General features: G+C 73.7%; 12 protein-coding genes and 1 pseudogene. 3 read left to right on the forward strand and 10 right to left on the reverse strand.

The features are described from left to right. Positions 1-43 precede the first annotated feature (43 nt). Positions 44-613 (reverse strand): hydrolase, encoded by a 570-nt coding sequence (locus ABT106_RS18895; RefSeq protein WP_351278512.1) that lies wholly within the window; start codon positions 611-613, stop codon positions 44-46. A 188-nt stretch (positions 614-801) separates the two neighbouring features. Between ABT106_RS18895 and ABT106_RS18900 the strand changes: the two genes are divergently transcribed. Continuing rightward, positions 802-2,424, forward strand: coding sequence for an FUSC family protein (locus ABT106_RS18900; RefSeq protein WP_351278514.1), 1,623 nt, complete (start codon positions 802-804; stop codon positions 2,422-2,424). On the opposite strand, the gene ABT106_RS18905 is transcribed toward ABT106_RS18900, so the two are convergent. The 4 genes from ABT106_RS18905 to ABT106_RS18920 form a co-directional block, all read right to left on the reverse strand. Further along, on the reverse strand, positions 2,387-3,025 hold the full coding sequence (locus ABT106_RS18905; protein ID WP_351278516.1) for a response regulator: 639 nt from the start codon (positions 3,023-3,025) through the stop codon (positions 2,387-2,389). The two genes, ABT106_RS18900 and ABT106_RS18905, sit on opposite strands and share 38 nt — an antisense overlap. A 1-nt stretch (position 3,026) precedes the next feature. Beyond that, the gene (locus ABT106_RS18910) at positions 3,027-4,208 is read right to left on the reverse strand and encodes a sensor histidine kinase (RefSeq protein ID WP_351278519.1); all 1,182 of its coding nucleotides are present in this window, start codon (positions 4,206-4,208) and stop codon (positions 3,027-3,029) included. 5 nt (positions 4,209-4,213) lie between these two features. Then, on the reverse strand, positions 4,214-6,577 hold the full coding sequence (locus ABT106_RS18915) for an MMPL family transporter (RefSeq protein ID WP_351278522.1): 2,364 nt from the start codon (positions 6,575-6,577) through the stop codon (positions 4,214-4,216). A 117-nt stretch (positions 6,578-6,694) separates the two neighbouring features. Beyond that, positions 6,695-6,979, reverse strand: coding sequence for a hypothetical protein (locus tag ABT106_RS18920; RefSeq protein WP_351278524.1), 285 nt, complete (start codon positions 6,977-6,979; stop codon positions 6,695-6,697). A gap of 439 nt (positions 6,980-7,418) precedes the next feature. Here ABT106_RS18920 and cynS point away from each other — a divergent pair. Beyond that, a pseudogene (gene cynS, locus ABT106_RS18925) lies at positions 7,419-7,840 on the forward strand (cyanase). Between the two features lie 225 nt (positions 7,841-8,065). Here the strand turns inward: cynS and ABT106_RS18930 are convergent. After that, positions 8,066-8,476 (reverse strand): rodlin, encoded by a 411-nt coding sequence (locus tag ABT106_RS18930; protein ID WP_351278539.1) that lies wholly within the window; start codon positions 8,474-8,476, stop codon positions 8,066-8,068. 216 nt (positions 8,477-8,692) lie between these two features. Here ABT106_RS18930 and ABT106_RS18935 point away from each other — a divergent pair, with 216 nt between their 5' ends. Next, the gene (locus ABT106_RS18935) at positions 8,693-10,210 is read left to right on the forward strand and encodes an AMP-binding protein (RefSeq protein WP_351278526.1); all 1,518 of its coding nucleotides are present in this window, start codon (positions 8,693-8,695) and stop codon (positions 10,208-10,210) included. On the opposite strand, the gene ABT106_RS18940 is transcribed toward ABT106_RS18935, so the two are convergent. The 4 genes from ABT106_RS18940 to ABT106_RS18955 all read right to left on the reverse strand — a co-directional run bounded on the left by ABT106_RS18940 (position 10,197) and on the right by ABT106_RS18955 (position 13,710). Continuing rightward, on the reverse strand, positions 10,197-10,877 hold the full coding sequence (locus ABT106_RS18940; RefSeq protein WP_502979421.1) for a DUF4230 domain-containing protein: 681 nt from the start codon (positions 10,875-10,877) through the stop codon (positions 10,197-10,199). The two genes, ABT106_RS18935 and ABT106_RS18940, sit on opposite strands and share 14 nt — an antisense overlap. A gap of 41 nt (positions 10,878-10,918) precedes the next feature. Continuing rightward, positions 10,919-12,091, reverse strand: a complete 1,173-nt coding sequence (locus tag ABT106_RS18945; protein WP_351278530.1) for a serine hydrolase domain-containing protein — start codon at positions 12,089-12,091, stop codon at positions 10,919-10,921. A 157-nt stretch (positions 12,092-12,248) separates the two neighbouring features. Continuing rightward, positions 12,249-12,428, reverse strand: coding sequence for a hypothetical protein (locus ABT106_RS18950; protein ID WP_351278532.1), 180 nt, complete (start codon positions 12,426-12,428; stop codon positions 12,249-12,251). Between the two features lie 64 nt (positions 12,429-12,492). Beyond that, positions 12,493-13,710 (reverse strand): RNA polymerase sigma factor, encoded by a 1,218-nt coding sequence (locus tag ABT106_RS18955; protein ID WP_351278542.1) that lies wholly within the window; start codon positions 13,708-13,710, stop codon positions 12,493-12,495. Between the last annotated feature and the right edge of the window lie 41 nt (positions 13,711-13,751).

Here is a 13,751-nt window from a genome sequence, read left to right on the forward strand (position 1 = left end):
CGGCCCGGTCCCCTCGACGAGGGGGCCGGGCCGGCGCGTTCGCTCAGGCGTCCAGTGCGGCGATGACCTCGGCGGTGCTGGCGACCCGGCCGATGCGCGGGAAGATCTTGCCGAAGCTGTGCGCGTGGGATTCCGCGTCGGTGTCGGCGGTGGCGTCCTCCGCGAAGACCAGCTCGTAACTGTTCTCCCAGGCGGTACGGGCGGTGGACTCCACGCCGACACTGGTGGAGATGCCGGCCAGGACGATGCGGTGGACGCCGCGGCGGCGCAGCTGGAGGTCCAGCTCGGTTCCGGTGAAGGCGCCCCAGTGCCGCTTGGTGACGACGATGTCGCCGAGGGAGGCGAGTTCGGACGGGATCTCGGAGAACGTGGCCGGGGGCGCGGCCGCCGGGCCGGGGCGGTCGACTGCGGTGGTGGGCAGGTCGCTCCCGTCCGCGGACCACGCGACCTTCACCAGGACGACGGGCAGCTTCCGGGCCCGGAAAGCCTCCGCGAGCCGGATGCCCTGCTTCAGCACCTCGTCCGCGGGCTTGGCCGTGGGGAGGGCGAGGATGCCCTTCTGCAGGTCGATCAGGACCAGGGCGGTCTGCGCGTCGAGGCTGAGGTCGGTCATGGGGGAGCTTCCTTCGGTTCAGGGCCCGCTCGGGCCGCACGACGAGGCCCTCGGCCCGCGGGCCGCCGACCGTGGCGCGGAGCGCCGCTGATCGCCGGAACGCTGAGCCCCGGGCTGGTGTTCCCCGGCCATGACACGACGATAAGGGACATACGACGTGAATACCCGGTCTGACTTAGCATTCCCGCGTGGACGCATCGGGTGTGGCGCGACGGGCCGGGCACTCCCTGCGGGGACTCTGGGGGGTCTACCTCTCCCGTGAGGCATCCGCCCGGTTCGACGTGCACCTCGCGCTGGGCACCGCCGTCATGGTCGGCGTTCCGGTCATGGCGGGGGCCGCCACGGGCCGGTCCGGCGCCGCGGTCGTCTTCACCCTCGCCGCCTTCCTGACCTCGCTGGCCGCCCCGGCGCCGGACCCCGCCGGCCGGGTCCGGCAGTTCGCCTTCCGGGTGGCGATGCTCACCGCGGCCCACGCTGTCGGCATGCTGACGTCGGGAAACCTGTGGGCCACCGCCGCCGTGTCCGCCGTGGCGGCGTTGCTCGTGCCGCTGCCCGGGGTGGGGATCACGCCGATGATCGTGCTGGTCACGGGCGCCACGCCGCAGCCCGGGCTCAGTCCGGGCGCGCACCTGCTGGTCTTCGCCGCCGGCGGCCTCTGGGCGGCGCTGATCCTGCTGACTCCCTTCGTGGGAGGCCGGTACGGGCCGGCCCCGGCCCCGCCCCCGGCTCCCGCGGCCGGGGACCGCCGGTCGCCGCGTGCGGCCGTCGTGGCCGGCGATCCCCAGGTCCGGTACGCCGTCCGGCTGTGCCTGTGCTTCACAGCCGCGTACATCGCGCTCGGACTGCTGGCGGTACCGCATGCCGCCTGGGCGCTGATCGGCATCCTCACCACCCTGCGACCCACGTGGGGCGCGACGCGCAGCCGGGTCGTCAAACGGCTCACCGGGACCGCCGCCGGCTGCGCGCTGACCGCGCTGCTGCTCGCTCTCACCCCCGGTTCGCCCTTCGCGCAGGGGATCGTCGTGACGGCGCTGGCCGCGGTCGCCCGTCCCGTGCGGGAGTTCAACTACGGCTTCTGGCCCGTCTTCGGTACCCCGCTCCTGCTCCTGATCACCGACTTCGACCGCTCGCTGGGCTGGGTGGACCTCGCCGAGCGGATGGGCAACAACATGCTGGGCGCGCTGCTCGCCACCGCGGCGACGCTGCTGATGTGGCCGGCCCGGGAGGAGGGCAGGATCCCGCAGCGGGTGGCCACCCTGCTCGACACCCACGCCCGGTTCGTGGAACGGGTCGCCACGATCGTGGAGTTCGGCCCGCCGCTGGAGCGGGAGTACCGCGTCAACCGGGCCGAGGAGGCGGAGTCCGAACTGCGGGCCGCCCGGGCACGGCTGGCCACCCGGCGCGGGGCCGCCCCGGAACTGCTCGACGACCTCGAGTCCCTGTGCGGGGCCGCCGCCCGGCTGCGTGCCGGGATCACGGCCCACCGCCCGTACGAACGCGCCCGGGTGGCCCTCGATCCGGCTGAACTGCGGCTGTGCGCGCGGCTGCTCCGCGAGGCGACGGTCCCGGCGGCGCTGCCCCCCGAGGACAAGCCCCCCGGCGCCCCGCCGGGACCCGGGCCGACGCCGGGCCCCGAGCCCGGCCCGGAGACAGAGCTCCCGCTGACACGGGCCGCGCACGCGTTGGTCCGCGAGGCGCTGGCGGCCTCGGGCACCGCCGTCCGCCTCACCCGGGCCACCGCGGCACGCACGGGAGGTAGCGGACGGGACGGGGTCAGCGGCGGACGAGCAGACCGCGCTCCAGAGCGATGACGACCGCGTGGGTCCGGTCGCTGACGTCGAGTTTGGCGAAGACCCGCAGCAGGTGGGTCTTGACCGTGGCCTCGGCGATGACCAGGCGGCGGCCGATCTCCACGTTCGACAGGCCGTCCGCCACCGCGTTCAGCACCTCCACCTCGCGGGCGGTCAGCGGTACCACCGCGGGCCTGCGCATCCGGGCCACCAGCCGCTCCGCGACCCGCGGCGCGAGGACGGTCTCGCCCCGCGCGGCGCAGTGGATGGCGTCGACGAGCTGCTCCCGGGTGGTGTCCTTCAGCAGGTAGCCGATCGCACCGGCCTCGACGGCCCGCTCGATCTCCTCGTCGGTGTCGTAGGTCGTCAGGATCAGCACCCGGGTCTTCGAGGGGCCGGCCGTGATCTCGGCGGTGGCACTCGCCCCGTCCAGTACCGGCATCCGCAGGTCGATCAGTGCGACGTCCGGTGCCAGCCGGCCGACCAGTTCCACGGCGGCGCGGCCGTCCCCGGCCTCGCCCACGATTTCGACGGTGGGCTCCGAGGCCAGCAGGGCGACGACACCGGCCCGCATCACCGTATGGTCGTCCACCACCACGACGCGCAGGGGTACGTGGGTCATGTCATGCCTCACCGTTCACGGGGATCAGGGCCAGGACGCGGGTGCCGTCGCCGACCGAGCTGGTGACCGAGAGCTCCCCGCCGAGTTCGGCGAGGCGCTTGCGCATTCCCCCCAGGCCGAAGCCTCGGGCCTGCTCGACGGCGAAGCCCCGGCCGTCGTCGGTGATCTCCAGCTCCACACCGTACGGCCGCGGTGCCAGGACGACGTCCACGGTGGAGGCGGCCGCGTGCTTGCGCACGTTGGCCAGGGACTCCTGGGCACAGCGGAGCAGAGCGATCCGGGTGGGCTGGTCGCACTCGACCTCCGCGAGGTCGGCGACGACGGTGAGCCCGGTGTCCTCGGTGAAGCGGTCCAGGGTTCGGCGCAGGGTCGCCGCGAACGATCCGGGGGTGAGCCCGCTCTGCGGGGCCGCGCCGACCAAAACGCGGGCTTCGGCGAAGTTCTCCCGGGCGGTCTGCTCGATGGACCGCAACTGCCGGGCGCTGCGCGCGGGTTCGGTCTCCAGGCCGGAACGCGCCGCCTCCGCCAGCACGATGATGGAGGCGAACCCCTGCGCAAGGGTGTCGTGGATCTCACGGGCGAGGCGCTCACGCTCCTCGGCCGCGCCCCGCAGCCGGTGCGCTTCCGCCAGTCCGAGCTGGGCGGTCTCCAGGTCGGCGCGCAGCTTGACCCGTTCGTCGCGGGCAGCGAGCGCTCTCGGGGTGAGCAGCGCCATCAGGACACTCACCGCGTAGACGGCGAGGGAGGAGACGGTGTTGGTCGTGAGGTGCTCCGTCCCCCAGCCCTGGCGCAGGGTAGCGCCGAGGGTGATGGCGGTGGCGCCCAGGCCGCTGAGGATGATCGCTGCCCGCAGCTCGTCGACGAAGATGACGAACTGCGGGAGGGCCAGCGTGTACAGCACCCCGTAGCCGTCGCGCAGGTACGAGAGCCCACCCAGGGCGACGAGCAGCACGATCAGATGGGCGTAGCCCCCGCGTACCGAATTGCCGGGCATCCTTCGGACCGTGGTGTAGCTGAGGGCGAGCAGGGCCAGCAGCGCCAGCGACCCGTACTTCACCGCGCCCGGGAGGTCCGCGAGTGCGGTGAGCAGGAACATCAGGCCGATGACCGCCCACGACAGGATGTCCCACCAGTGGAGCATCCATATCCAGAACGGGTCGCCGTCGCGTGGCCGTTGCAGCATGATCGTCAGCCTACGTTCTGCGCAGGGTGTACGTCGGCCTCTAGGGCTCCCGCATCATTCTTCCCCGCGTTCCCCGTCGCCGGAGCGCCCTCCCCCTGAGTCCGACGCGATCGGCCCAGCGGGCGCCAGGCCCGCTCGCCGAGGAGCAGGAGCAGGGCCGGCAGGATCATGAGGCGCACCACCACGGCGTCGAGGAGGACGGCGAGGGCCAGACAGAACCCCATCTGCTTCATCTCGGTGAGGTGCAGGGCGACGAAGGCCCCGAACACCGTCACCATCACGATGGCCGCGCTGGTCACCACCTTGGCGGACCGGCTGATGCCGTCCACGACTGCCTCCCGGGCCGTCATGCCCTGGTCGACCGCCTCCTTGATCCGGCTGACGACGAACACCTGGTAGTCCATGGACAGTCCGAAGAGGATGACGAACAGGAAGAGCGGGACCCGGGAGGCAATCGCCCCGAGGGACTGGAAGCCCAGCAGGTCCTGCGCCCAGGTGCCCTGGAAGACCGCGACGAGCGCACCGAGTGCCGCTCCGGCGGACAGCAGGTTGAGGAAGACGCCGATCAGGGCGATGACCACCGAACGAAACGCCCAGAGCGTCATCAGGAAGGTCACGAGCAGCAGGAAGCCGAGGACCAGGGGCAGTTTGCCTTTCTCGTGGTCCACGTAGTCACGGCCGCGGGCCACGTCGCCCGAAACGGCCGCCTCCACTCCGGCCAGAGCGCCGACCGTCGCCGGCAGATGGTGCTTGCGCAGGCGGGTGAGCGAGGCGATTCCCTCGTCCGAGGTGGCGGTGAACGGGACGGCGAGTTCGAGGACGCTGATCCGCCCGTCGGTGGAGGTCAGGATTCTGGGCTCGGTGTTCTGGGCGAACAGCGGATCGCCCTGGGTGCTTCGGCCGAGCGCGCCCAGGGCCTCGCGGACCTCTCCGGCACGTTCCGGGGTGGAGCGGACGCTGACGCGGTGCTGGGTCCTCAGTTCGGGGAACGCGGCGCCCAGCCGGTCGTAGACCTGCATGGCGGGGATGTCCCGGGAGAAGGTGTCCCGTCCCGGGTCGACGAGCTTGAGGCCGACGGCAGGTGCGGCCAGCCCGAGCATCACCAGGACGGACAGGCACAGAGTGAGCGCGGGGTGCTTGCGTGCGGGCTTCAGCAGGGCGCCGGACAGCCGCCCGGTCACCCCGTCGGCCGCCTGGCCCCCGGAGCCCGGCCTACGGGACCTGCCCGGCCGGGGCCGGTGTACCCGGTCGGGGATGCCGTGCCCGGCCCGGCGGTCAGCCGAGCGGGCGGCCCGGCGCTCGGCCCGGCGCTCGGCCCGGCGCTCGGCCCGGCGCTCGGCCCGGCGCTCGGCCCGGCGCTCGGTCCGGTTCCCGATCTTCACCAGGAGGGCGGGCAGGACCGTGAGGGAGCTGGCGACGGCCACCGCGACCACGAGGATGGTGCCGGTCGCGAGGGAGGAGAAGATGACGTCGGCCGCCAGGTAGAGGGTGGCGGTGGAGACGATCACCGCGAGCCCGGAGACCACGATGGCCCGGCCGGCGGTCGCGGCCGCCAGCTCGACCAGGGCTTCGGAGCTGAGCCTGCCCTGTGCGCGGGCCCGCTCCTCGCGTTCCCGTTTGAGGTAGAACAGCGTGTAGTCGACGCCGACGGCGAGTCCGATCAGCAGGATCATGTTCGTGCCGACACCCGGGTCGGGCAGGAGGTGCGAGGCGAGCATCGACAGTCCGAGGGCGGCCGCGATCGAGGAGAGCGCCAGCAGCAGCGGGACTCCGGCCATCACCACGGAACCGAAGACGAGCAGCAGGGTGACGAGGGTGACGGGCAGTGTGATGCGCTCGGAGAGCGCGAGGTCCTTGCCGCGCTGGTCGTTGACACCCTTGCTGATCGCCGGGGAGCCCGTCTCCTCCACGATGAGGTCCGGGTGGCCCGCGGCCACCCTGGCCGTCTGTTCGAGGAGCGGGACCACGTTCTTCTTGCCGTCGAGCTCCGGTCCCCTCATCACCACCGACACCATCAGGACCGCGCCGTCGGCGGAGCGGACGGGGGCCGCCACACGGTCCACCTGGGGCAGTCGGCGCATGCGCTCGGTGAGGTCCCGGGCGGCGGCGTCCGCCGCCGACGCGTCCGGCGGGCCGGACCGGGACCGGATGAGTACCTGCTCGGTCGGCCTGCGCTCCAGGCCGCCGTCGGCCGCGATCGTCTCGGCGCGGCCGGCCTCGCCGACGCGGAAGTCCTCGGAGGTGGCCTGGTGGGTGCCGGCGGCGATGCCGGCACCGAGACAGAGGAAGACGAAGGCGAACCAGCCGGCAATCGCTCGCCCTGCGTGCCGGGCGCTCCATCGGGCTATACGGACGGGTAGTTGGGTCATACCTGGATCATGCTGGGCGGGCCCGGGCGGCCATGACGTCCGGCAGACTGAACTTCGCGTCCACCGGTCGGTGGACCCTGAGGCCCGGCCTTGAGGCCCGCCCCTCAAGGCCAACCCTCAGGCCCGACGCTCCGGTTCCCGACGCTCGGGCGCGACCAGCGCGGTCAGTCCGTAGTCCAGTTCCGAGCCGTCGACGAGCAGGGCCTCCACCGTGCGCGTGCGCGGATCGATGTCGGCCTCCATGCCCTGGCCGCGGTAGCGGGGGTATCCCGAGGCGCCCGTCTCGCCCGTGGCCTCGACCACGGCGGACCGCAGGGCCTTGGCCGCCGGCTCGGCGCCTCGAAGGTTCTCGATGTGTCCGGGTACCAGCAGGATCTCGAAGCGCTGCGGATCAGTGGTCATGCCCCGAAGCTAGACATGCCCCGGCCGGGCAGGCAAGGACCGCCGTGCCCTCGGCCGTGTCGTGCGCCGGCGGGGACGCGGGAGCCCGGGCCGGCGGGTAGCCGCGCGCGCGGACCAGCGCGCGGGTGAGGTCGGTGAAGGCCCGCACCGCGGCGCTCTCGTAACGCGTTTCCCGGCGCGGCAGCACCACCGTGCGGGACGGGAGCGCGGGTTCCAGCGGGACGGGACGCACGTGCGGGTCGTCGTCGGCCCGGGCCGGCTGGAGGCGCTCGTCCGCGAGAACGTGCGCGGCCGGGTCCACGACATCCCCACGGGCGGCGTCACGGAGGTCGCGGCCCCCGCGGCGGTCCTGCCGCCTGACCCGGACCGCCCCTCCCCCGGCCTGGCGACCTCCCCGTCCCGCCCCACGCCCCTCACCCCTTCCCGGAAGGAAACCCCCATGCTCCACGCCCAGTTCGACCCCACCGTCCGCCAGGCCCTCGCCGACGCCGACGGACTGTCGGTGGCCTTCGTCACCGCCGCCCTGCTGGGCCAGCGCGCCCTGCCCGAGGTCTCGGCGAAGGCGGTTGCCGCGCTGCTGGACCTGGTCGAGGACGCCGTACGGCTCACGGCGGTGCCGACGCGGGGTTCGACCCCCGGCGGCATCCCGACCGACCCGACCGACCCGACCATCTACCGCTTCCACGGGAAGCTCCGGGTGTACGGCACCACCCTGAAGGCCCTGGTCCACGAGCAGTTCGGCGACGGCATCATCAGCGCGATCACTTCAGGCTGGACGTCCGGAAGGTCGCCGACCCCGAGGGCGGCGAGCGCGCCGTCATCACGCTGGACGGCAAGTACCTGCCGGCCAGGCCCTTCTGAAGGCCGGTGCGCGGCGCACACCACGCGCCGCGCACACCACGGAGCCCCCTGCCCCTGACGAGGGACGGGAGGCTCTGTGCTGTGCGATGCGGTGCCCGCCTGGACGGCCTCGCGGCCGGCGCACGCCTGCGGAAGGTCCGGATCCGTGGATCCGGGTGGGACAAGCCGGGGCCCCGTGGGCACTCGCGCGGGCGTCGGAGGCCCCGGCTCGCAGAGGGGACTGCGTCAGCTGCCGGCGGAGAGGTTGCCCGAGAGGACCGGGATGTTGCTGAGGATGTGCGAGAGCGGCTCGTCGCCCTTGGCCTGGGTGGAGTTCTCGGTGCACTGCTGGTTCTGCGGGTTGGACAGGACATTGATGTCCTGGACGCCGACGTTGACCAGGGCCAGGATCGACTGCGCGTTGACCTTGGCCGGCAGGCCGATGCAGGGCTTGTTCAGGGTGCCCTGGACGAGGCCGAGCTGCGGGCTCAGGTCACCGGCGGTCTTCTGGTTGCCGTAGATCTGCTGGGCACCGTTGCCGTTGACGGTGTTGATCCCGTTGTCGTTGCCGATGGCCATGGCCGGGGCGGCGACGGCGGCGCCGGCTCCCAGGATCGACGCGGTGGCGGCGGCGGTGGCCATCATCTTCTTGATCATCATGGTTCAAGGTCTTTCTGTTGCACGAGCGCACGGTGGTAAGCGCCTTGATCAACGCCCGGACCTCCGACAGGTTCCGCAGCTTCACCCGATCAGCCGTGTGCGCCCGACGCCCCGGGCCGGCAGCGCGGCACGCTCCGGACGGCCTGTACGGTCGGCCGGAACGCACGGAAAGGCAGGTCGTACGTGGTGGCCGCACGGTATGTCACAGAACTGATGGAGTCGTTCGAGCGGCACGCGGAGCGGCCGGCGATCGGCGTCGGCTCCCGGGTCGCGTCGTACGCGGAGCTGCTGGACGCGGTGTACCGGCTGGCGGGGGCGCTCGCGGAGGCGGGCGTCCGGCGCGGGTCGGGACTCGCCTGCGTGACGGGCCGCAACCGCGCCGAGGCGCTGACGGTACGCCTCGCCGCGCACGTGCTGGGCGCGCGGCTGACGCAGGTGCTCGCCGGACCCGCCCTGTACGGGCTGGAGTTCATCCTGCGGGACTGCCGGCCCGGCCTGGTGGTGCACGACGTACCGGTGCCGGCCACCGGGGTCCCCCGGCTCGGCCTGGACGAGCTGTTGCGGCGGGCCGATGCGCGGGAGGGCACGGTGGTTCCCGTACGGGCGCGCGAGGACGACGTGGCCCGCGTGACGTACACCGGCGGGACCACGGGACGGCCCAAGGGCGTGGCCTCCACCTTCGGCGCGATGGCCGCGCGGAACTCCGCGCGCGACGCTGGATGGGCGGAGCCGGTCTACTTGTCGGTCACGTCCCTGGCCCAGCGGTCCGGCGGGCGGTGCGTGGAACAACTGCGGGCCGGGGGCCGGGTGGAGGTCCTCGACCCCTTCGGGCCACGGGAGTTCGCCGCCGCCTGCCGGCGTCTGGGGCGGGTGTCGACGTACCTGACCACCTCGATGGTGTACCGCCTGCTGGACGATCCGGAGACCGCCGCGGGCGTGCCCGGTCTGGAGGCGGTCTCGTACGGCGATTCGCCCGTCCACCCGGAGCGGCTGCGGGAGGCGGTGTCCCGCTGGGGCGGACGGTGGCAACAGGGCTACGGCATGAACGAGGCGGCGGTGATCTGCCGGCTGACCCCCGCCGACCACGAGGCCGCGGTGACCGGCAGGCCGGAACTGCTGGCCTCGGCCGGCCGGCCCGTCGCGGGCGTCGAGGTGGAGGTCCGCGACGAGCGGGGCGCGGCGGTGTCCGGCGGGCGTACGGGCGAGGTGTGGATGCGCTCGGCGGCGATGATGGCCGGGTACTGGGGCAGGCCCGACCTGACGGACGGGGCGTTGAGCGGGGGGTGGCTGCGGACCGGAGACCTGGGGCACCTCGGGCCGGACGGGTACCTGTTCCTCGACGACCGGGTCAAGGACGTGGTGATGGTCGACGGGGACAACGTGTACTGCGTCCCGGTCGAGGCGGCCCTGACCCGGCATCCGGGAGTGGCGCGGGCGGTGGTGGTGGGCCGGCACAGCGACCTGACGGGCGAGGAGGTGTGCGCGTTCCTCGTGCCGGCCGCGGGCTGGACCGGGAGCGCGGAGACGGCCGCGGAGGCGTGTGACCTGGTGGAGAAGGCGCTGGCTCCGGCCCACCGGCCCACGGCGGTGTTCTGGGAGCGGGAGGTCCCGCTGACGGCCCGCGGCAAGCCGGACAAGCGGCTGCTGCGGGAGCGCCTGAGCGGCGGCGGGTCCGCCGCCGTAGCCGGGAGCTCCCCGGTCACCGGCGGCGGGCCGTCTACACGTAGGTGACGGTGACCCGGCTGAAGCCGAGCGAGCGCAGCAGCCCCTCCAGCATCGCGGCGGTGTTCTTCTCCGCCCGCTGGGTGAGGCCGCTGTCGCGGGCGGCGTCGGCGATGTGCCGGACGGCGAGCTTCTGTACGGCCTGCTCGCCGGACGGGTTGCCGGAGAAGAAGTCGCCGAGCCGGTCGAGGAGTCCTCGTTCCTTGGACACCGCGTAGGAGCGGGCGGGGTCGAGGGCGGGGTCGCCGAGGCCGGCGTGCGGCAGCCTCAGGACGGCCTCGGTGCGGTCCTCGTTGACGGTGACGCTCTGCTCGCCGAGGCGGCCGAGGTCGACGTACGCGCTGACCGTGCCGGCGCCGATGTACAGGGTGCGGGTGCCGCGGATGGCGTCGGGCAGCAGCTTCGCGTCCTTCTCCAGGTCCACCACGACCTGGTAGTTCCCGGCCGCGCCCTCGTAACGGCTCATGTCCTGGATCGACTTGAGCACGGCGGGGCCCGTCCGGTCGCGGGTCTCGTCGCCGAAGAGCCCGCCGAAGCCGGGGACGAGGCTGAAGCGGCCCGCGATGACGAGCAGCGCGGCGAGGACCACGAGCACGGCTGCCGTCCGCACCAGCCGGCGGGAGCCGGATCTCGCCGGTTTCCCCGGTTCTTCGCGGAGTTGAGTGGGAGTCTCCATGTCCTCCGGATGCCCCGTCCCCGCGGCGCTACCCCCTCCCCTCAGCGGCGCGCGGCGGCGTACCGCCAGAACTCCCGCATGAGGGCGGGTGAGGACGGGCCGTTCAGCTCGAGCTGGGTGAGGAGGATGGCGACGGTGCCGGTGGCGGGGACCACGTGGGCGGCGGTGCCGGTGCCACCGATCCAGCCGTAGCGGCCGGGGACGTTCCACGGGTCGAGGCGGTCCACGTCGACCGAGCCGCCGAAGCCCCATCCCTGGCCCTCCAGGAAGAGGGTTCCTCCCGCGCGCTGCTCCGCCGTGAGGTGGTCGGTCGTCATCCGGCGCACGGACTCCGGGGAGAGCAGCCGCCCGCCGCCGTACGCGCCCTCCGCGAGCAGCATCCGGCCGAAGGCGAGCCAGTCGTCCACCGTGGAGACGAGGCCGCCCGCCCCGGAGGGGAAGGCGGGCTGACGGGCCCACTGGCCGTCGGGGGCGTCGAGCAGTTCGGGGGCTCCGCCGTCGGGGGCGGCGCGGTAGGAGGAGGTGAGGCGGTGGAGCCGGGCCGGCGGTACGGCGAAGCCGGTGTCGGTCATGCCGAGGGGCTCGAAGACGCGCTCCGCCAGGAGGTCTGGGAGGGGCATTGCGGCGGCGCGGGCGAGGAGGACTCCGAGGATGTCGGAGCAGGTGTTGTACAGCCAGGCCCGGCCCGGCTGGTGGAGGAGCGGGATGCGGGCCAGGGCAGCGGTCCAGGCGTCGGGGGCGGCGACCTGCTGCGGCTGGGGCGGCCCCTGCTTCAGCTCGTCGAAGAGCGGCTGGACCGCGGGGAGGGAGAAGTCGGAGGGGAAGCCGTATCCCGCGCGGAACGTGAGGAGATCCTCGACGGTGATCGGGCGCTCGGCGGGGACGACGTCGTCGACGGGAGAGGACGGCGTGCGGACGACCATGGGCGCGACGAGTTCGGGGAGCCAGCGCGCGACGGGCGCGTCGAGGGCGAGCGATCCGTCCTCGACCAGCATCATCGTCGCCGCGGCGGTCACCGGCTTGGTGATCGAGGCGATCCGGAAGAGGGAGTCGCGGGCCATGGGGGCCGAGCCGCCGGTGTCGACGGAGCCGGCGGCCGCGACCTCGACGTCGTCGCCGCGGGCGATCAGTGCCACCGCGCCGGGGAGGGTGCCGTCCTCGGTGTGTGCCTGGAGGAGGCCGTGCAGGTCGCTCGGGCCGTGCGGGTCGCTCATGTCCACCATCTCGCTTCTCTCGCGTACGGGTGCTCGGGGAGCTCGTGGGAGAAGACTGCCGCCGGCCCGGGGAATCATCGGTCCGGCGCGAGGGCGGGGGTGGGGTTCCGCCGCGCGGACCCGGCCGGGGGCCGGGTGCGCGGGGTTCGGGGCATCGTCAGGCGGCCGGTACGACCGAGGCCCTTATCGCGGCGGCCCACTCCTGGAGCAGCTTCGCGTGACGCACGCGTTCGGCGTCGGACAGGCGGCCCTCGGCTCGGGCGAAGAGGCAGCGGATGTCGGCGTTGATCTCGGCGAGGGGGCGTTCGGGGGCGATGGCGTCAGGGGTCGGGCTCACGTGATCAAGAGTAGGCGGCGGGTCTGACAGCCGTGTGGCGTGTCCGTCATGCGGACGCCGCCGGTCACCCGGCGATACGGGCCGCCCGCGTCTGGAGGTAGCGCCGCTCCGGGATGCTGAGGGTGAGACCGGCCGCCCTGGCGTAGGCGGCGCGGGCCTCCGGCAGGTCGCCGGCCCGCTCCAGCAGGTGGGCCCGTACGGCCTCCAGGCGGTGGTGCCCGGCCAGCCGGCCGTCGGCGTCCAGATCGGACAGCAGGGCCAGGGCCCGGCGTGGTCCGTGCACCATGGCCACGGCGACCGCGCGGCCCAACTGCTCCGCCGGGCCGGGCACGATCCGGATCAGGACCTCGTACAGGGCGAGGATCTGCGGCCAGTCGGTGTCCTCGTCGCTCGCGGCCTCGTCGTGGACGGCGGCGATCGCGGCGCGCAGCTGGTAGGGGCCGGGCCGGGTGCGGGTGAGGGCGTCGGTGAGCAGGGCGACTCCCTCGGCGACGGCGGCGCGGTCCCAGCGGGTGCGGTCCTGCTCGGCGAGCGGGACCAGGCCGCCGTCCGGGGTGGTGCGGGCGGCGCGGCGGGCGTCGGTGAGCAGCATGAGGGCGAGCAGCCCGGCGACCTCGCCGTCGGCGGGGAGCAGGCGGTGGACGGAGCGGGTGAGGCGGATCGCCTCGGTGGCGAGGTCGGCGCGCCGGAGGTCGTGGCCGGAGGTGGCGGTATGGCCCTCGTTGAAGATCAGGTAGAGGACGTGCAGCACGTCGGCGAGCCGGTCGGCGCGCTCCTGCGCCTCCGGGAGGCCGAACGGCGCCCCCGATGCCTTGATCCGCCGTTTCGCGCGGCTGATGCGCTGGGCCATCGTCGCCTCCGGGACGAGGTGGGCCCGGGCGATCTCGGCGGTGGTGAGACCTCCCACGGCGCGCAGGGTGAGCGCGGTCCGGGCCTCGGGGGAGAGTTCGGCTCCGCAGCACAGGAAGAGCAGTGTGAGCGTGTCGTCCTCGGCGGGGGCCCGGTCCTCGCCCGGCGGCGGGGTGGTGAAGGCGTCGCGCGGGGTCAGCGCGGCGGCGGTCTCCTCGCGGCGGCGGCGGGAGTCGTCGGCGCGCAGCTGGTCCACGAGCCGGCGGGAGGCGACCCGGATCAGCCAGCCGCGCGGGTTGCGGGGGCGGCCTTCGGCGGGCCACTGGCGTGCGGCGGCGAGGAGGGCCTCCTGTACGGCGTCCTCGGCCGCGTCGAAGTGTCCGTAGCGGCGGACGAGCGCGCCGAGGACCTGCGGGGCCAGGTGGCGCAGCAGGTCCTCGTCCGCCTGTGGGTCATGTGGCTGATCCTGCTCTT

Source organism: Streptomyces sp. NPDC002044 (assembly GCF_040296725.1).
GTDB classification, from domain to species: Bacteria; Actinomycetota; Actinomycetes; order Streptomycetales; family Streptomycetaceae; genus Streptomyces; species Streptomyces antarcticus.

What these genes read in the sequence shown, in the direction of transcription:
- ABT106_RS18940 (WP_502979421.1), bottom strand. Translation starts at nt 10,877, where the DNA reads ATGGAGACTCCCACTCAACTCCGCGAAGAACCGGGGAAACCGGCGAGA.
- ABT106_RS18930 (WP_351278539.1), bottom strand. Translation starts at nt 8,476, where the DNA reads ATGATCAAGAAGATGATGGCCACCGCCGCCGCCACCGCGTCGATCCTG.
- ABT106_RS18935 (WP_351278526.1), top strand. Translation starts at nt 8,693, where the DNA reads ATGGAGTCGTTCGAGCGGCACGCGGAGCGGCCGGCGATCGGCGTCGGC.
- ABT106_RS18915 (WP_351278522.1), bottom strand. Translation starts at nt 6,577, where the DNA reads ATGACCCAACTACCCGTCCGTATAGCCCGATGGAGCGCCCGGCACGCA.
- ABT106_RS18920 (WP_351278524.1), bottom strand. Translation starts at nt 6,979, where the DNA reads ATGACCACTGATCCGCAGCGCTTCGAGATCCTGCTGGTACCCGGACAC.
- ABT106_RS18945 (WP_351278530.1), bottom strand. Translation starts at nt 12,091, where the DNA reads ATGAGCGACCCGCACGGCCCGAGCGACCTGCACGGCCTCCTCCAGGCA.
- ABT106_RS18905 (WP_351278516.1), bottom strand. Translation starts at nt 3,025, where the DNA reads ATGACCCACGTACCCCTGCGCGTCGTGGTGGTGGACGACCATACGGTG.
- ABT106_RS18895 (WP_351278512.1), bottom strand. Translation starts at nt 613, where the DNA reads ATGACCGACCTCAGCCTCGACGCGCAGACCGCCCTGGTCCTGATCGAC.
- ABT106_RS18910 (WP_351278519.1), bottom strand. Translation starts at nt 4,208, where the DNA reads ATGCTGCAACGGCCACGCGACGGCGACCCGTTCTGGATATGGATGCTC.